Here is a 17,325-nt window from a genome sequence, read left to right on the forward strand (position 1 = left end):
AAAAGGGTTTCCTTCCAAGGGGTGAGCCCGCTGAAACACTCGCAATGTGACAGATCAAGGCTGCCCGACATCGTACAGAGCGCCCAGTCAGCTAACGGGCGAAGCCGGCATTTGATAATTGTTTGCATTTGCACGTCAAGCGCCGGGCTCTTCGGCCAAATCAGGATAGCCTTGCAGCCCGCAAACGGCGGCACTTAAGGACCGATATGAAGTTTCTCTGCGCCTCCAGCGAACTCGCACCCAACGCCAGCCGCGGTTTCGATATCGACGGCCGCAAGCTGTTTGCCGTGCGCCGCGAAGGCATTGCCTACTTCTATATCAACCGTTGCCCACATCGCGGGGTGCCGCTGGAATGGCAGCCGCACCAGTTTCTGGACCCGAGCGCGAGCCTGATCCAGTGCGCCACCCACGGCGCGCTGTTCCTGATCGAGAGCGGTGAGTGCGTCGCCGGGCCTTGCGCCGGCCAGAGCCTGACAGCCCTGCCCGGCCGTGAGGACGAACAGGGCCTATGGGTGCAACTCTAATCGCCGAGCAATACTTCCAGGCGACGGTCGACGCAGATTTCCTCTGACGTCACCCGCACGCCATAGGCCAGCACCTCGACGCCCGCCGCCTTGGCCTCACGCAATGCAGCCGCATAAGCGGCATCAATTTCTTCGGCAGGACGCACCGCATCAATCCCCGAGAGGTTGACGCAATACAACTGCACCGCCCGCACACCCTCACGCGCCAGATGCGCCAGTTCCCGCAAATGCTTGGCCCCGCGCTGGGTGACGGCATCGGGAAACGCCGCTGTCGAAGTCTCATCAAACCCGAGAGTGACACTTTTGACTTCGACATACGCTGGGCCCGTTGGGTAATCCAGACGGAAATCGATCCGGCTGTTTTCCTGGCCGTAGGCTACTTCGCGCTTCAGCGCGGTAAAGCCGTTGAGCTCGGTGATAACCCCGGCCCGCAGCGCCTCTTCCACCAACTGATTGGCCCGCGCGGTATTCACACACGCCAGGCGCCCCTGCGGGGTTTCGCTGATTTCCCAGGTGCCGGGCAGCTTGCGCTTGGGGTCATTGGAGCGGCTGAACCAGACTTGGCCACCTTCCACCATGCAGTTGAACATCGAGCCGGTGTTCGGGCAGTGAATGGTCAGGAACTCGCCGGTAACGGTTTCGATATCAGCGAGAAAACGCTTGTAGCGGCGGATCAGCCGGCCTTCTTCGAGGGGAGGATTAAAGCGCATCAGCCTTGCCAAATCCGCAAGCCACGGGCAATCCGTTCAACGGCTTCCTGTAGGCGATCAAGGTTTTGTGTGTAGGCAAAACGCACATGGTGACCGGCTTGATAGCGACCGAAATCCAGGCCCGGGGTGAAGGCGACATGTTCGGTTTCAAGGAAGTGGCGGCAGAAAGCGAAGGCATCACCGCCGAATGCGCTGATATCGGCATACAAATAGAACGCGCCTTCCGGTTCAACGGCGATGCCGAAGCCAAGCTCCCGCAGGGCTGGCAGCAGGAAATCGCGACGACGACCAAACTCGGCCCGACGGTCTTCAAGAATGTTCAAGGTTTCCGGGGTAAAGCAAGCCAGGGCCGCATGCTGGGCCATGCTCGGTGCGCTGATGTAGAGATTCTGCGCGAGCTTTTCCAGTTCGCCCACAGCAGCCGGCGGCGCCACCAGCCAGCCCAGCCGCCAGCCGGTCATTCCGAAATACTTCGAAAAACTATTTAGAACGAAGGCTTCATCGTCGACTTCCAGCACGCTGGCGGCATCGGTGCCGTAGGTCAGGCCGTGATAGATCTCATCCACCACCAAATGCCCATTGCGCGCCTTGATGGCGCTCGACAGTCCGGCCAATTCTTCCCGCGTCAAGATGGTGCCGGTAGGGTTGGCAGGCGAAGCGACCAACGCGCCCACGCTGTCCTGATCCCAGTGACGAGCCACCAGGTCGGCGGTCAGTTGATAACGCACGTCGGGGCCGACCGGGACCAATTGCGCCGCGCCTTCCACCAGGCGCAGGAAGTGGCGGTTGCACGGGTAACCGGGGTCTGCCAGCAGCCAGTGCTTGCCGGGATCCACCAGCAAACTGCTCGCCAGCAGCAGGGCACCTGAGCCACCCGGGGTGATCAAAATTCGCTCAGGGTCGATATCCAGCCCGTAGCGCTGCTTGTAGAAACCGCTGATAGCCTCACGCAACTCCGGCAGCCCACGGGCCGCGGTATAGCGGGTCTTGCCATTGGCCAGCGCCGCCTGCCCGGCCTTGATGATGGGCTCGGCGGTGGTGAAGTCCGGCTCGCCGATTTCCAGGTGAATCACGTCGTGACCGGCGGCCTGCAATTCATTGGCCCGCGCCAGCAACGCCATGACATGGAAAGGTTCGATAGCGCGACTGCGCGCACTGTAGGGCTGAGCCATTAGCCTTCCTTAACTGTGAGGACAAACCCTGATTCTACCCAACCCGCCGCGCAAAACCTGCTCTATTGCCCGAAGCCATGTAGCAAGCACGGCGAGCAACTACCTGTAAAACAGCTAAAATCAACATTTGAGACCGTACAAGCCCGCCCTGCTGGGGCCTGCGGCGGTTTTCAACCCTCAAGAGAAGGTGCCTCGACAACCGGGAGTGGCGCACCCTGAATCTATCTGGTAAGTTCGCCCGCTTGCAGCCGCAGGGCCGGCAGGTGTCGGTGATGTTGCAATCCTGCGCAATGGATTAGAAGAGTGAGAGGCGGTCCATTCATGCCCACCCAAGCAAAGCAACAGAGCATCAGCGGCTTCCAACCCTACGTCGAATCGAAGGGTGAGGAATACATGGGCAAGCCCATGCGCGAACACTTCTCCAAGATCCTGAAACAGTGGAAACAGGACTTGATGCAAGAGGTTGACCGTACCGTTGACCATATGAAGGACGAAGCGGCCAACTTCCCGGACCCGGCAGACCGTGCCAGCCAGGAAGAAGAGTTCGCCCTTGAACTGCGCGCCCGTGATCGCGAGCGCAAGCTGATCAAGAAAATCGACAAAACCCTGCAACTCATCGAAGACGAAGAGTATGGCTGGTGCGAGTCCTGCGGCGTCGAGATTGGTATTCGCCGCCTGGAAGCGCGTCCTACCGCCGACTTGTGCGTGGACTGCAAGACCTTGGCTGAAATCAAGGAAAAACAGGTCGGCAAGTAATCACCGCCGAGCTGTACAAATGGGGCGTGCGAACGCTCCATTTTTGTTTCTGGCGTTTGCTGGTTTTCCAGTAATATCCGGCCCATGACAGCCTCCTCCTATATCGGGCGTTTCGCCCCCACGCCCAGCGGACACCTGCACTTCGGCTCCCTGGTCGCTGCCCTCGCCTCCTACCTCGACGCCCGCGCCAATCAAGGCCGCTGGCTGATGCGCATGGAAGACCTCGATCCGCCACGGGAAGAACCCGGCGCCCAGGCCGCAATCCTCAATGCCCTTGAAAGCTACGGCTTCGAATGGGACGGGGAATTGGTCCGACAAAGCGAGCGGCACGATGCGTATGCCGAAGTGCTCAACCGCCTGTTCAACCACGGCCTGGCCTATGCCTGCACCTGTTCGCGCAAGCAACTGGAACCCTACAACGGGATTTATCCCGGCCTGTGCCGCAATGCCGGGCATGACCAGCAAGATGCCGCCATACGTCTGCGGGTGCCGGAGCTGGAGTACCACTTTACCGACCGTGTACAAGGCGAATTCCGACAGCATCTGGGTCGCGACGTAGGCGATTTCATCATCCGCCGTCGCGATGGCCTGTATGCCTACCAACTGGCGGTGGTGCTCGATGACGCCTGGCAAGGTGTGACCGACATCGTGCGTGGCGCCGACCTGCTCGACTCCACGCCGCGCCAGCTATATCTGCAAGAACTGCTGGGCCTGCGCCAACCGCGCTACCTGCATGTGCCCCTGATCATCCAGCCGGACGGTAACAAGCTGGGCAAATCCTATCGTTCACCGCCCTTGGCCACCGACCAGGCCACGCCTTTGCTGTTAAGAGCACTGCGTGCCCTGGGCCAGCCAGCGGGCGACGAACTGAACCACGCCAGCCCACGGGAACTGCTGGATTGGGGCATTGCGCACTGGGACGCCACGCAGATCCCGCGCACGCTCACAGTGCCCGAAGCGCAATTGCGCTGAAGGCGCTTGCAGCTTGCGAGCCATCCGTTACCATCGCTCATACAAAAAATCGTTATATTTCCGCAATTTCAATCAAGGGCCAACATGTACATCTATCGATTGGTCCTGCTGTTGGTCGTCGGGATCTACCTGTTTTCTCCCGCCATCATGGATTGGTGGATCGACGCCACAGGCGCCTGGTACCGGCCCTATCTGCTTTGGCTGATTCTGATCGTCGTGACTTTCATCCTGCAGAGCCAAAAAGATGCCGATGAGCTTTAGCCTGACCGAGATGCTGCTGATCAGCGCCGCCTACCTGGCCGCGCTGTTCGGGGTAGCCTGGATCAGTGAGCGCGGAATGATTCCGCGGGCGATCATTCGCCATCCGTTGACCTACACCTTGTCCTTGGGCGTGTACGCCAGCGCCTGGGCGTTTTACGGCACGGTGGGCCTGGCCTATCAGTATGGATACGGCTTTCTTTCGAGTTATCTCGGGGTGTCCGGGGCGTTCTTGCTGGCGCCGGTGCTGTTGTATCCGATCCTGAAAATCACCCGCACCTATCAGCTGTCGTCACTCGCCGACCTGTTTGCGTTCCGCTTTCGCAGTACCTGGGCCGGTGCGCTGACCACGATCTTCATGCTGATCGGCGTGCTGCCGTTGCTGGCGTTGCAGATCCAGGCGGTGGCCGACTCCATCAGCATCCTCACCCGCGAGCCGGTGCAGCACCGCGTTGCATTGAGCTTCTGTGCACTGATCACCCTGTTCACAATCTTCTTCGGCTCACGGCATATCGCTACCCGAGAGAAACATGAAGGCCTGGTGTTCGCGATCGCATTTGAGTCGGTGATCAAGCTGATCGCCATTGGCGGCGTTGGCCTGTATGCGCTCTACGGTGTATTCGACGGCCCGCAACAGCTGGAACTATGGCTGCTGCAAAACCAGACCGCCCTGGCCGCGCTGCACACGCCGTTGCAGGAAGGCCCATGGCGCACACTGCTGCTGGTGTTCTTCGCCTCGGCCATCGTGATGCCGCACATGTACCACATGACCTTCACCGAAAACCTCAACCCGCGTTCACTGGTCAGCGCCAGCTGGGGCTTACCGCTGTTCCTGCTGCTGATGAGCCTGGCGGTGCCGCTGATTCTCTGGGCGGGCCTGAAGCTTGGCGCCACCACCAATCCGGAATACTTCACGCTGGGCATCGGCATTGCCGCCAACAGCAAATCACTGGCCCTGCTGGCCTATGTCGGCGGATTATCGGCCTCCAGCGGCCTGATCATCGTCAGTACCCTGGCCCTGTCGGGGATGGCGCTCAATCACCTGGTACTGCCGCTCTACCAGCCGCCAGCCGAAGGCAATATCTACCGCTGGCTGAAATGGACCCGCCGCGCCCTGATCGTCGCAATCATCATGGCTGGCTATGGCTTCTACCTGATGCTGGGTGCCGAGCAGGACCTGGCCAACCTGGGCATCGTGGCCTTTGTCGCCACTTTGCAGTTCCTGCCGGGCGTGTTGTCGGTGCTGTACTGGCCGACCGCTAACCGCCGTGGGTTTATCGCCGGGCTGCTGGCCGGGATCCTGGTGTGGACCGTAACCATGCTGCTGCCCCTGGTGGGCAATCTGCAGGGTTTCTACATCCCGCTGCTGAACATGATCTACGTGCTGGATGACACCAGTTGGCACATGGCGGCAATTGCTTCGCTGGCGGCCAACGTCCTGATGTTCACGCTGATCTCGCTGTTCACCAACGCCAGCCCGGAAGAAACCAGCGCCGCCGAAGCCTGCGCCGTGGACAACGTGCGCCGCCCGCAACGCCGCGAGCTGCACGCGGCCTCGCCCCAGGAGTTCGCCACGCAACTGGCCAAGCCGCTGGGCGCCAAGGCTGCGCAAAAGGAAGTCGAGCAGGCCCTGCGCGACCTTTACCTGCCATTCGACGAGCGCCGCCCCTACGCGTTGCGCCGCCTGCGTGACCGCATCGAGGCCAACCTTTCCGGCCTGATGGGCCCGAGTGTGTCCCAAGACATGGTCGAGACCTTCCTGCCCTACAAGGCCGGCGGCGAAAACTACGTGACCGAAGACATCCACTTCATCGAAAGCCGGCTGGAGGATTACCACTCGCGCCTCACCGGCCTGGCCGCCGAACTCGACGCGCTGCGCCGCTATCACCGCCAGACACTGCAGGAGTTGCCGATGGGCGTCTGCTCCCTGGCCAAGGATCAAGAGATCCTGATGTGGAACAAGGCCATGGAAGAACTCACCGGGATCGCCGCCCAGCGCGTGGTGGGTTCGCGCCTGAACACTATTGGCGACCCGTGGAAAGAACTGCTCCAGGGCTTCATCAACCTGCCCGACGAACACTTGCACAAACAACACCTGGCGCTGGACGGCCAGACCCGCTGGCTCAACCTGCACAAGGCCGCCATCGACGAGCCCCTCGCACCCGGTAACAGCGGCCTGGTGCTGCTGGTGGAAGACCTGACCGACACCCAGATGCTCGAAGACAAACTGGTGCACTCCGAGCGCCTGGCCAGCATCGGTCGTCTGGCGGCGGGTGTGGCTCATGAAATCGGCAATCCGATCACCGGTATCGCCTGCCTGGCGCAAAACCTGCGGGAAGAGCGCGAGGAAGACGGCGAAATCATCGAAATCAGCGGGCAGATTCTCGAGCAGACCAAGCGTGTCTCGCGCATCGTGCAGTCGCTGATGAGCTTTGCCCACGCGGGTGCCCATCAGAATCACGACGAAGCAGTGTGCCTGGCCGAAGTCGCCCAGGATGCCATTGGGCTGCTGGCCTTGAACCGGCGCAATTTCGAAGTACAGTTCTTTAACCTGTGCGACCCGGAACATTGGGTCGACGGTGATTCACAACGCCTGGCCCAGGTGCTGATCAACCTGCTGTCCAACGCCCGCGACGCGTCGCCGGCCGGCAGCGCCGTACGGGTCAAGAGCGAGGCTTTCGAGCACACGGTCGACCTGATCGTCGAGGACGAAGGCAGCGGCATTCCACAGAACATCATGGATCGATTGTTCGAACCCTTCTTCACCACCAAGGATCCGGGTGAAGGTACCGGTCTGGGCCTTGCACTGGTCTATTCCATCGTTGAAGAGCATTATGGACAAATCACCATCGACAGCCCGGCTGACACCGAAAGCCAACGCGGCACCCGTATTCGGGTGACCTTGCCGCGTCATGTCGAAGCGACGTCCGCTGTGAACTGAGACCGTCGAGAGAGTTGAATCAATGCCGCACATTTTGATCGTCGAAGACGAAACCATTATCCGCTCTGCCTTGCGTCGCCTGCTTGAACGTAATCAGTACCAGGTCAGCGAAGCCGGCTCGGTGCAGGAAGCCCAAGAGCGTTTCAGCATTCCCACGTTCGACCTGATCGTCAGTGACCTACGTTTGCCGGGCGCCCCTGGCACCGAGTTGATCAAACTCGGCCAAGGCACTCCGGTGCTGATCATGACCAGCTACGCCAGCCTGCGCTCGGCAGTGGACTCGATGAAGATGGGCGCGGTGGACTACATCGCCAAGCCTTTCGACCACGACGAAATGCTCCAGGCCGTGGCGCGCATCCTGCGTGACCGTCAATCCGCCAGCAGCACACCGGCTGAACGCCCGGCAGCGGGCAAGGCCGTCAACGGCGCTGAAAAGCCCGGGGTGGATAACAGCAATGGCGAAATCGGCATTATCGGCTCTTGCCCACCGATGCAGGACCTGTACAGCAAGATCCGCAAAGTGGCGCCAACAGACTCCAATGTATTGATTCAGGGCGAATCCGGCACCGGTAAAGAACTGGTGGCCCGCGCCCTGCACAACCTGTCCAAGCGCGCCAAGGCACCGATGATTTCGGTGAACTGCGCGGCGATCCCCGAATCCCTGATCGAATCCGAATTGTTCGGCCATGAAAAAGGTGCCTTTACCGGCGCCAGCGCTGGCCGTGCGGGTCTGGTTGAAGCCGCCGATGGCGGCACGCTGTTCCTCGACGAGATTGGCGAACTGCCACTGGAAGCTCAGGCACGTTTGCTGCGGGTACTCCAGGAAGGCGAAATCCGCCGCGTCGGCTCGGTACAGTCGCAGAAGGTCGATGTACGACTGATCGCGGCCACGCACCGTGACCTGAAAAGCCTGGCCAAGATCGGCCAGTTCCGTGAAGACCTTTATTACCGCCTGCACGTGATCGCGCTCAAACTGCCGGCCCTGCGTGAGCGTGGCGCCGACGTCAACGAAATCGCCACGGCCTTCCTGGCCCGCCAGAGTGCGCGGATCAACCGTACCGACCTGAAGTTTGCTGCCGATGCCGAGCAGGCAATCCGTCACTACTCCTGGCCGGGTAACGTGCGGGAGCTGGAGAACGCGGTAGAACGCGCGGTGATTCTGTCGGAGAGCCCGGAGATTTCCGCCGAGTTGCTGGGGATCGATATCGAGCTCAGCGACCTGGATGACGACGACTTCATCGGCCTGCCGCCGCAGCAGGGTGGCAGTAACAACAGCCACGAGCCGACGGAAGATTTGTCACTGGAGGATTACTTCCAGCACTTCGTCCTCGAGCATCAGGACCATATGACAGAGACCGAACTGGCGCGCAAACTGGGCGTCAGCCGTAAATGCCTGTGGGAACGGCGCCAGCGCCTGGGTATCCCACGGCGCAAAACCGGGGTTGCCAGCGAAAGCTGAGTGGGGGCGCCCCCACAGGTAACACCCTCAGATGTGAAAAAACTGTTACCGCTGATTTTTCACGTAACAAAAGCCGGGGCTTACGGTAACGAAGCCCCGGCTTTTTTTCGCCCTCAAAAACCCGAAAGCGCTCCGAACCCCTTATTTTGCTGGGCCTCGCAAAAGTTGGCACGCACCCTGCTATATGCTTAGTACAAAAACAATAACAAGCAAATGTACAAGACAATAAAAATAAGACGAATCGACTCACGCATAACAAAAACAACACGGCGGAGGCGCAGCTAACTGATTCTTTTGGAGAGGCGTTGCATTTGGGGCTTGCCCCGCAACCAGGCCGAGAACAACAAAAACTGCCCTAAGGCAGAGCCTGAACTGGTTGGATCGTAGATCAGCAACACAGCGACCAAAGCAATCCGTTTGCTCTTGGCTCCCGATTGGGAGTGTCATGAAGGTGAAGCTTCATGGCGAGGGCGATCAACAAAAACAAGAAGCCCGAAACCAATAATAAAAATAGAGCACGCAACTACTTCTGGGGGAGCTTCGGCTCCCCTTGTAGTTTCCGCGATTTGGCACCTGCCACCCTTCTTTTAAGCTTCTGGCTCAAGCCTTGCAGCTAGTTCCTACACCATCCCCTGACTAAATGCTAGAATCCCCGCCCATCATGCGGTCATTCTTCGTTATGGCCGAACATTCCTTCAAACAGTGCATCCCATGCTGAAGAAGTTGTTCCAGTCATTCCGTTCTCCCTTGCGTCGTACGCAACACATCCGCAGCACGCCTGAAGTGCTTAATGCCAACCAGCATTCGTTGCAGCGTGCCCAGTTCAGCCGTTATGCGGTGAACATCGTCGAACGCCTGCAGAACGCCGGCTACCAGGCTTACCTGGTTGGCGGTTGCGTGCGCGACATGTTGCTCAACATCACTCCCAAGGATTTCGACGTCGCCACCAGTGCCACGCCGGAACAAGTGCGTGCCGAATTCCGCAATGCGCGGATCATTGGGCGGCGCTTCAAGTTGGTGCATATCCACTTTGGTCGCGAGATCATCGAGGTCGCGACCTTCCGCGCCAACCACCCGCAAAACGATGAAGAAGAAGACACTAACCAGTCTTCCCGCAATGAAAGCGGGCGCATCCTGCGGGACAACGTCTACGGCACCCTGGAAGAAGACGCGCAACGCCGCGACTTCACCATCAATGCCTTGTATTACGACCCCGTCAGCGAGCGCATCCTCGATTACGCCAACGGCGTGCACGACATTCGCAACAACCTGCTGCGCCTGATCGGCGACCCGACGCAACGCTACCAGGAAGACCCGGTGCGGATGCTGCGGGCCGTACGTTTCGCGGCCAAGCTGAACTTCGGCATCGAGAAGCACACGGCCGCGCCGATTCGCGACCTGGCGCCGATGTTGCGGGAAATCCCCTCGGCCAGGCTGTTCGAAGAGGTGCTCAAGCTGTTCCTCTCCGGCTATGCCGCCGACACGTTCGAAATGCTCGTAGACCTGCAGCTGTTCGACCCATTGTTCCCGGCCAGCGCCGAGGCACTGGAGTACAACCCGACCTACACCCACACGCTGATCAGCGAAGCCTTGATCAACACCGACCTGCGCATCAAGCAGAACAAACCGGTCACTCCGGCGTTCCTGTTTGCCGCCCTGTTGTGGCCTGCGCTGCCGAAGCGCGTGATGCGCTTGCAGGATCGCGGCATGCCTGCAATTCCGGCCATGCAGGAAGCGGCTCATGAGCTGATCGCCGAACAATGCCAACGCATCGCCATCCCGAAACGCTTCACCATGCCGATCCGCGAGATCTGGGACATGCAGGAGCGCCTGCCACGGCGCAGCGGTAAACGTGCCGACCTGTTGCTGGACAACCCGCGCTTCCGTGCCGGCTACGACTTCCTGCTGTTGCGTGAAAGCGCCGGCGAGCAGACCGACGGCCTGGGTGAATGGTGGACCGACTACCAGGACGCCAACGACAGCCAGCGCCGCGAGATGATCAAAGAACTCAGCAGCAAAGGCGAAGCCACCGGCGATGGCCCGAAAAAACGTCGCCGCAGCAGTGGCAGCAAGCGCAAACGCAGCGCTGGCGACGCCTCGAGCGTGTCTGGCGAGTAAGCCCGTGGAACGTATCTACATCGGCATGGGCAGCAACCTGGCGGCCCCTGAACAACAATTGCGCTATGCCATCGCGGCCTTGGCGCAATTGCCGAGCACTACGCTGGCGGGCGTCTCCGCCTTCTATCAAAGTGATTCCCTGCTCCCGGGCCAGCCGCGCTACACCAATGCGGTCGCGGCCCTGGACAGCGCGCTTGCGCCTCTGGAAATGCTTGATGCCCTGCAAGCCATCGAGAATGACCAGGGCCGCGAGCGCCTCGAGCGCTGGGGCCCGCGCACCCTGGACCTGGATATCCTGATCTTTGGCGACCGGCTTATCGACGAGCCGCGCCTGAAGGTGCCGCACTATCAAATGCATCTGCGTGCATTCGTGCTTTACCCATTGGCAGAACTGGCCCCCGCCAGCCTGCAACTCGCCGATGGCCGCCTGCTCAGCGACCTGTTGGACGCCTGCCCGTTTGCCGGCCTGGAACGCCTGCCTTCACACCTGTAGGAGCGAGCTTGCTCGCGAAAAACCTGAGAACACCGCTGGGTGTCAGGCTTCCCGCATCATCGTTAACGACCCTCGCGAGCAAGCTCGCTCCTACGCATCATTTACTGCTGAATCGCATCAGTAACAGCGGTAACACCCCTCGCGTAACAATGCGGTAACACATCCAATTGACTTCCAGAGTCCTCCTCACGACTATAGGCGTCCCGCTGCCGCCTACCCGGCGCTAAAGGGCGCAATCCAGGCCTTATAAGCACTGATCCTTAAGAAAGTGCGCCTGTATAAACGAAGACTCACGCGCGTTACTCGCTGTTTCCAAGCGCCTGAATGAGGACCCTTTTCATGCCAAACGTTACCCTGAGCACCTTGCAGAGCCTCAAACTCAAAGGTGAAAAGATCACCATGCTGACCTGCTACGACGCCACTTTTGCCCAGGCCAGCTGCCAGGCAGGAGTTGAAGTGTTGTTGGTGGGGGACTCCCTGGGCATGGTTCTACAAGGGCATGACAGCACCCTGCCGGTCACCAACAACGAAATCGCTTACCACACCGCCTGCGTCAAACGCGGCAACGAAGGCGCCTTCATCATCGCCGACCTGCCCTTCATGGCAGACGCCACCATCGAACAGACCCTGACCAACAGCGCTCAACTGATGCGTGCCGGTGCACACATGGTCAAGGTTGAAGGTGCCGCGTGGCTTGCGGAGTCGATTCGCCTGCTGGCTGAACGTGGTGTGCCGGTTTGCGCGCACATGGGCCTCACGCCCCAGTCGGTGAATATCCTCGGCGGCTACAAGGTGCAAGGCCGCGGCGAAGCCCAGGCGCGTCAGATGCGGGCCGATGCCATCGCCCTGGAGCAGGCCGGTGCGTGCATGATTTTGCTGGAATGCGTGCCAAGCGAGTTGGCAGCGGAAATCACCCAGGCCGTCAAAATCCCGGTGATTGGTATCGGCGCAGGTTCCGGCACCGACGGCCAGGTATTGGTGCTGCACGACATGCTGGGCCTGTCCCTGACCGGTCGCGTACCCAAGTTCGTGAAGAACTTCATGGCTGGCCAGGACAGCATTCAATCGGCCCTCGCCGCCTACGTCAGCGAAGTCAAAGCCGTTACCTTCCCCGGCGCTGAACACGGATTCTCTGCATGAACACCGTCAAGACCGTGCGCGAACTGCGCGCCGCCGTCGCCCATGCCCGCAGCGCGGGTAAACGCATCGGCTTCGTGCCCACCATGGGCAACCTGCACAGCGGTCATGCCACGCTGGTGACCAAGGCTGCGCAACAAGCGGACTTCGTGGTCGCGAGCATTTTCGTCAACCCGCTACAATTCGGCGCCGGCGAAGACCTGGACAAGTACCCGCGCACCTTGGCCGCCGACCAGGAGAAGCTGCTGCAAGCCGGTTGCAACCTGCTGTTCGCCCCGACCGTCGACGAGATGTACCCCGACGGCATGGCCGGCCAGACGCGCGTCAGCGTGCCACAACTGTCCGAAGGCCTGTGCGGCGCCAGCCGTCCCGGGCATTTTGAAGGCGTGGCCACGGTGGTCAGCAAGCTGTTCAACATGGTCCAGCCAGACCTGGCGATCTTTGGCCAGAAGGACTACCAGCAACTGGCAGTCATTCGCGCCATGGTCCATGACCTGAACATGCCGATCCAGATTATCGGCGAGCCGACCGTTCGCGCCGACGATGGCCTCGCGCTGTCGTCGCGCAACGGTTACCTCACCGAAGAGCAGCGCGCCATCGCGCCGGTGCTGTACCGCAGCCTCAGCCAGATTGCTACCGCCATTGAAGCGGGCGACCTTGATTTCGCCAAACTGCGCGCAGCACAGGTCCAGCAGATTGAAGCCGCGGGCTTTCGCATGGACTACCTGGAGGTCCGCCAGGGCCTGCACCTGCGTCCGGCCACCGCTGAAGACAAGGATCTGGTGATCCTGGTCGCCGCCTACCTGGGCGCTACCCGGCTGATCGACAACCTGCATTTGCACCTGAACTGACCCCGCGGCACACCCCTCCTGTTGCACTGCCTGATCGGCCGGTATAAAAAAGTACCGGCCACAGCGCAGACAAAGCCAAGACAGATCGACACGCTAGGTTTAATGTATTCGCCCTACGCTATTCGTTGGCGTCGACCGGAGCCTGTCATCTTCACAAAGACAGCACATTCCCGGCTTTAAAGTGTCCTACCAGCAGTCCCAGCAATAAAAAGGAAACCCGCAGCGATGGCGTACTACCGCACTCCTCATGACGTTACCGCTCTGCCCGCCTGGCAAGCGCTCAATCAACATCGCCAAGCCATGCAGGATTTCAGCATGCGCGAAGCCTTTAATGCCGATCCCCAGCGCTTTACCCAGTTCACTTTGAGCAGCTGCGGACTTTTCCTCGATTACTCGAAAAACCTGATCACCAGCGAAACCCGCGACCTGCTGGTAGGCCTGGCCAAGGAAGTCGACCTTCAGGGCGCGATCAAGTCGCTGTTCAACGGCGAGCCGGTCAACTCTTCCGAAGGTCGCCCGGCGCTGCACACCGCGCTGCGTCGCCCGGTCGGCGACAAGCTGTCGGTCAACGGCGTGAACATCATGCCGGACGTGCACAAGGTGCTGAACCAGATCACTGACCTGGTCGGCCGCATCCACGACGGCCTGTGGCGTGGCTACACCGAAAAGCCGATCACCGACGTGGTGAACATCGGCATCGGTGGCTCGTTCCTCGGTCCGGAGCTGGTGTCTGAAGCGCTGTTGTCCTACGCCCACAAAGGCGTGCGCTGCCATTACCTGGCGAACATCGACGGCAGCGAGTTCCACGAGCTGACCATGAAGCTGCGCGCCGAGACCACGCTGTTCATCGTCTCGTCGAAATCCTTCAACACCCTCGAAACCCTGAAAAACGCCCAGGCCGCACGTGCCTGGTACCTGGCCCAGGGTGGCTCGGAAGCCGAGCTGTATCGCCACTTCATCGCCGTTTCGAGCAACAACGCCGCCGCCGTGGCCTTCGGTATTCGCGAAGAAAACATCTTCCCGATGTGGGACTGGGTTGGCGGTCGTTACTCGTTGTGGTCGGCCATCGGCCTGCCGATCGCGCTGGCCATCGGCATGTCCAACTTCAAGGAACTGCTGTCCGGTGCCTACACCATGGACCAGCACTTCCAAACCGCGCCGTTCGAAGCGAACATGCCCGTACTACTGGGCCTGTTGGGCGTGTGGTACGGCAACTTCTGGGGCGCGCAGAGCCACGCGATCCTGCCGTACGACCACTACCTGCGTAACATCACCAAGCACTTGCAACAGCTGGATATGGAATCCAACGGCAAGAGCGTGCGCCAGGACGGTACGCCGGTGTCCACCGACACCGGCCCGGTTATCTGGGGCGGCGTCGGCTGCAACGGTCAGCATGCTTACCACCAGCTGCTGCACCAAGGCACCCAGCTGATTCCGGCCGACTTCATCGTGCCGATCGTCAGCTTCAACCCGGTCTCCGACCACCATCAGTGGCTGTACGCCAACTGCCTGTCCCAGAGCCAGGCGCTGATGCTCGGCAAGACCCGCAGCGAAGCTGAAGCCGAGCTGCGCGACAAAGGCATGGACGAGGCCGAAGTGCAGAAGCTGGCACCGCACAAGGTGATCCCGGGCAACCGTCCGAGCAACACCATTGTGGTTGAACGCATCAGCCCTCGCCGCCTCGGCGCGCTGGTGGCGATGTATGAGCACAAAGTGTTCGTGCAAAGCGTCATCTGGGGCATCAACGCCTTCGACCAATGGGGCGTGGAGCTGGGCAAGGAGCTGGGCAAAGGCGTCTACAACCGCCTGACCGGCACTGAAGAGCAGCCGGCGGACGACGCGTCCACCCAAGGGTTGATCAACTACTTCCGCGGTCGTCACCGCGGTTGATGTAATGCCTGCAAGGCCAACGTCTGTTTGGACGTTGGCCTTGAACCCGCCTGCCACAGGGTGCATCTTTATTGCTTGTCGCAAAAACAAGAATAAGGATCCCTCATGTTCGATATCAGCACGTTCCCCACCGCCGATGCCGTCCGCCGGGCTGCGCAACTCAGTCAAGAGGACTACCAGCGCCTCTATCGCCAATCCGTCGAACAACCCGATACCTTTTGGGCCGAGCAAGCCAAACGCTTTCTCGACTGGTCCACGCCTTGGCAAACCGTTCAGAAATCCGACATCAAGACCGGCGCCGCCCAATGGTTTGCCGGCGGCCGACTGAACGTCAGTTACAACTGCATCGACCGCCACCTGGCGCAACGTGCCGACCAGCCGGCCTTCATCTGGGAAGGCGATGATCCTGCAACCTCTTCCAAAATTACCTACCGCCAACTGCACCAAAACGTCAGCCGCCTGGCCAACGTGCTGAAAAGCCGCGGCGTAAAGAAAGGCGACCGGGTGTGTATCTACATGCCGATGATTCCCGAGGCGGCCTACGCGATGCTCGCCTGTACGCGGATCGGCGCGGTGCATTCGGTGGTGTTTGGTGGTTTCTCGCCGGACGCCCTGCGCGACCGTATTCTCGACGCCGACTGCCGCACGGTGATCACCGCCGATGAAGGCGTGCGCGGTGGCAAGCCTGTGGCGCTGAAACAGAATGTCGACAAGGCCCTGGCCAGTTGCCCGGGCGTCAGCACAGTGCTGGTGGTGCAGCGCACCGGCGCGGCGGTCAATTGGACCGAAGGCCGCGACCTCAAGTATCAACAGGCCCTGGATACGGCCAGCGACGACTGCCCGCCCGAGCCGATGGAGGCGGAAGACCCGCTGTTTATCCTCTATACCTCCGGCAGCACCGGCAAACCCAAAGGTGTGCTCCACACCACCGGCGGCTACCTGTTGCAGGCTGCGATGACGTTCAAGTACGTCCTCGACTACCGCGACGGCGAAGTATTCTGGTGCACCGCTGATGTCGGCTGGGTCACCGGCCACAGTTATATCGTCTACGGGCCGCTGGCCAATGGCGCCACATCGCTGATGTTCGAGGGTGTGCCGAGTTATCCGGACAGCTCGCGCTTCTGGCAGGTGATCGACAAACACAAGGTCAACATCTTCTACACCGCGCCTACCGCCTTGCGCGCACTGATGCGTGAAGGCCACGGCCCTCTGGAAAATACATCTCGCGCCAGCCTGCGCCTGCTGGGCAGTGTCGGCGAGCCGATCAACCCGGAGGCCTGGGACTGGTACTTCAACGCGGTCGGCGAACAACGCTGCCCGATTGTCGACACCTGGTGGCAGACCGAAACCGGCGGCATCATGCTCAGCCCGCTGGTCAGCGCCCAGCGCATCAAACCCGGCTGCGCTACCCAGCCGATGTTTGGCGTAGTGCCGGTGCTGCTTGATGAGCAAGGCAAGGAAATCAGCGGCGCCGGCAGCGGCGTGCTGGCGATCAAGTCCAGCTGGCCAGGGCAAATCCGCAGCGTGTACGGCGACCCGCAGCGGATGATCGACACCTATTTCAAACCCTACCCCGGCTACTACTTCACCGGCGACGGCGCCCGGCGGGACGAGGACGGCGATTACTGGATCACCGGGCGTATCGATGATGTGATCAACGTGTCCGGGCACCGTATCGGCACCGCCGAGGTGGAAAGCGCCCTGGTGCTGCATGATCAGGTCGCCGAAGCCGCCGTGGTGGGTTATCCCCATGACGTCAAAGGCCAGGGCATCTATGCCTTCGTCACGCCCATGAATGGCGTGGAGCCCGACGATGCGCTGAAAAAACACTTGCTGGACCTGGTGAGCAAGGAAATCGGCAGCTTCGCCAAGCCCGAACTGATTCAATGGGCACCGGCCTTGCCGAAAACCCGCTCAGGCAAGATCATGCGGCGGATTTTGCGCAAGATTGCCTGCAACGAACTGGACAGCCTGGGAGATACCTCCACCCTGGCCGACCCGAGCGTGGTGGATGGCCTGATCGACAAACGCCTCAACCGATAGG

Annotated in this window: 14 protein-coding genes; 12 read left to right on the forward strand and 2 right to left on the reverse strand. The window is 60.6% G+C overall.

Annotation, left to right across the window (positions count from 1 at the left end):
- Positions 1-206 precede the first annotated feature (206 nt).
- Positions 207-524: a Rieske (2Fe-2S) protein gene (locus tag AU074_RS04715; RefSeq protein ID WP_076013735.1), complete on the forward strand. Its 318-nt coding sequence runs from the start codon at positions 207-209 to the stop codon at positions 522-524.
- Here AU074_RS04715 and sfsA read toward each other — a convergent pair.
- Positions 521-1,234, reverse strand: coding sequence for a DNA/RNA nuclease SfsA (gene sfsA, locus AU074_RS04720; RefSeq protein WP_076013736.1), 714 nt, complete (start codon positions 1,232-1,234; stop codon positions 521-523). The two genes, AU074_RS04715 and sfsA, sit on opposite strands and share 4 nt — an antisense overlap.
- The gene (locus tag AU074_RS04725) at positions 1,234-2,406 is read right to left on the reverse strand and encodes a pyridoxal phosphate-dependent aminotransferase (RefSeq protein WP_076013737.1); all 1,173 of its coding nucleotides are present in this window, start codon (positions 2,404-2,406) and stop codon (positions 1,234-1,236) included. Before AU074_RS04725 ends, sfsA begins: the two co-directional genes overlap by 1 nt.
- A 321-nt stretch (positions 2,407-2,727) precedes the next feature.
- Here AU074_RS04725 and dksA point away from each other — a divergent pair, with 321 nt between their 5' ends.
- From dksA to acs, 11 genes are all read left to right on the forward strand, one after another.
- Positions 2,728-3,162, forward strand: a complete 435-nt coding sequence (dksA, locus tag AU074_RS04730; protein WP_010174401.1) for an RNA polymerase-binding protein DksA — start codon at positions 2,728-2,730, stop codon at positions 3,160-3,162.
- Between the two features lie 84 nt (positions 3,163-3,246).
- Entirely contained in the window at positions 3,247-4,134 is an 888-nt protein-coding gene (gluQRS, locus tag AU074_RS04735) for a tRNA glutamyl-Q(34) synthetase GluQRS (RefSeq protein ID WP_076013738.1), read from the forward strand.
- An 84-nt stretch (positions 4,135-4,218) separates the two neighbouring features.
- Positions 4,219-4,395, forward strand: coding sequence for a hypothetical protein (locus AU074_RS33010; protein ID WP_003176118.1), 177 nt, complete (start codon positions 4,219-4,221; stop codon positions 4,393-4,395).
- Positions 4,379-7,333, forward strand: coding sequence for a sensor histidine kinase (locus AU074_RS04740; RefSeq protein WP_173860361.1), 2,955 nt, complete (start codon positions 4,379-4,381; stop codon positions 7,331-7,333). The genes AU074_RS33010 and AU074_RS04740 overlap by 17 nt, the downstream gene beginning before the upstream one ends.
- A 22-nt stretch (positions 7,334-7,355) precedes the next feature.
- On the forward strand, positions 7,356-8,792 hold the full coding sequence (locus AU074_RS04745; protein WP_063033203.1) for a sigma-54 dependent transcriptional regulator: 1,437 nt from the start codon (positions 7,356-7,358) through the stop codon (positions 8,790-8,792).
- A 711-nt stretch (positions 8,793-9,503) separates the two neighbouring features.
- Positions 9,504-10,910, forward strand: a complete 1,407-nt coding sequence (locus tag AU074_RS04750) for a polynucleotide adenylyltransferase PcnB (protein WP_076013740.1) — start codon at positions 9,504-9,506, stop codon at positions 10,908-10,910.
- Positions 10,911-10,914: 4 nt separating this feature from the next.
- A complete protein-coding gene (folK, locus tag AU074_RS04755; protein WP_076013741.1) occupies positions 10,915-11,403 on the forward strand; it encodes a 2-amino-4-hydroxy-6-hydroxymethyldihydropteridine diphosphokinase in 489 nt (162 codons plus the stop codon).
- Positions 11,404-11,742: 339 nt separating this feature from the next.
- The gene (gene panB / locus AU074_RS04760) at positions 11,743-12,543 is read left to right on the forward strand and encodes a 3-methyl-2-oxobutanoate hydroxymethyltransferase (RefSeq protein WP_076013742.1); all 801 of its coding nucleotides are present in this window, start codon (positions 11,743-11,745) and stop codon (positions 12,541-12,543) included.
- On the forward strand, positions 12,540-13,391 hold the full coding sequence (panC, locus tag AU074_RS04765) for a pantoate--beta-alanine ligase (RefSeq protein ID WP_076013743.1): 852 nt from the start codon (positions 12,540-12,542) through the stop codon (positions 13,389-13,391). The genes panB and panC overlap by 4 nt, the downstream gene beginning before the upstream one ends.
- 225 nt (positions 13,392-13,616) lie before the next feature.
- The gene (gene pgi, locus AU074_RS04770; protein WP_076013744.1) at positions 13,617-15,281 is read left to right on the forward strand and encodes a glucose-6-phosphate isomerase; all 1,665 of its coding nucleotides are present in this window, start codon (positions 13,617-13,619) and stop codon (positions 15,279-15,281) included.
- Between the two features lie 105 nt (positions 15,282-15,386).
- Positions 15,387-17,324 (forward strand): acetate--CoA ligase, encoded by a 1,938-nt coding sequence (gene acs / locus AU074_RS04775; protein ID WP_076013745.1) that lies wholly within the window; start codon positions 15,387-15,389, stop codon positions 17,322-17,324.
- Position 17,325 lies beyond the last annotated feature (1 nt).

It is taken from the genome of Pseudomonas sp. ATCC PTA-122608 (assembly GCF_001952855.1).
Taxonomy (GTDB): domain Bacteria; phylum Pseudomonadota; class Gammaproteobacteria; order Pseudomonadales; family Pseudomonadaceae; genus Aquipseudomonas.

Bases quoted from the DNA above. Each gene is read 5' to 3' on its own strand.
- panC (WP_076013743.1), top strand. From the start codon at position 12,540: ATGAACACCGTCAAGACCGTGCGCGAACTGCGCGCCGCCGTCGCCCAT.
- gluQRS (WP_076013738.1), top strand. From the start codon at position 3,247: ATGACAGCCTCCTCCTATATCGGGCGTTTCGCCCCCACGCCCAGCGGA.
- AU074_RS04715 (WP_076013735.1), top strand. From the start codon at position 207: ATGAAGTTTCTCTGCGCCTCCAGCGAACTCGCACCCAACGCCAGCCGC.
- pgi (WP_076013744.1), top strand. From the start codon at position 13,617: ATGGCGTACTACCGCACTCCTCATGACGTTACCGCTCTGCCCGCCTGG.
- dksA (WP_010174401.1), top strand. From the start codon at position 2,728: ATGCCCACCCAAGCAAAGCAACAGAGCATCAGCGGCTTCCAACCCTAC.
- AU074_RS04740 (WP_173860361.1), top strand. From the start codon at position 4,379: ATGCCGATGAGCTTTAGCCTGACCGAGATGCTGCTGATCAGCGCCGCC.
- AU074_RS04750 (WP_076013740.1), top strand. From the start codon at position 9,504: ATGCTGAAGAAGTTGTTCCAGTCATTCCGTTCTCCCTTGCGTCGTACG.
- AU074_RS04725 (WP_076013737.1), bottom strand. From the start codon at position 2,406: ATGGCTCAGCCCTACAGTGCGCGCAGTCGCGCTATCGAACCTTTCCAT.
- panB (WP_076013742.1), top strand. From the start codon at position 11,743: ATGCCAAACGTTACCCTGAGCACCTTGCAGAGCCTCAAACTCAAAGGT.
- acs (WP_076013745.1), top strand. From the start codon at position 15,387: ATGTTCGATATCAGCACGTTCCCCACCGCCGATGCCGTCCGCCGGGCT.
- AU074_RS04745 (WP_063033203.1), top strand. From the start codon at position 7,356: ATGCCGCACATTTTGATCGTCGAAGACGAAACCATTATCCGCTCTGCC.
- sfsA (WP_076013736.1), bottom strand. From the start codon at position 1,234: ATGCGCTTTAATCCTCCCCTCGAAGAAGGCCGGCTGATCCGCCGCTAC.
- AU074_RS33010 (WP_003176118.1), top strand. From the start codon at position 4,219: ATGTACATCTATCGATTGGTCCTGCTGTTGGTCGTCGGGATCTACCTG.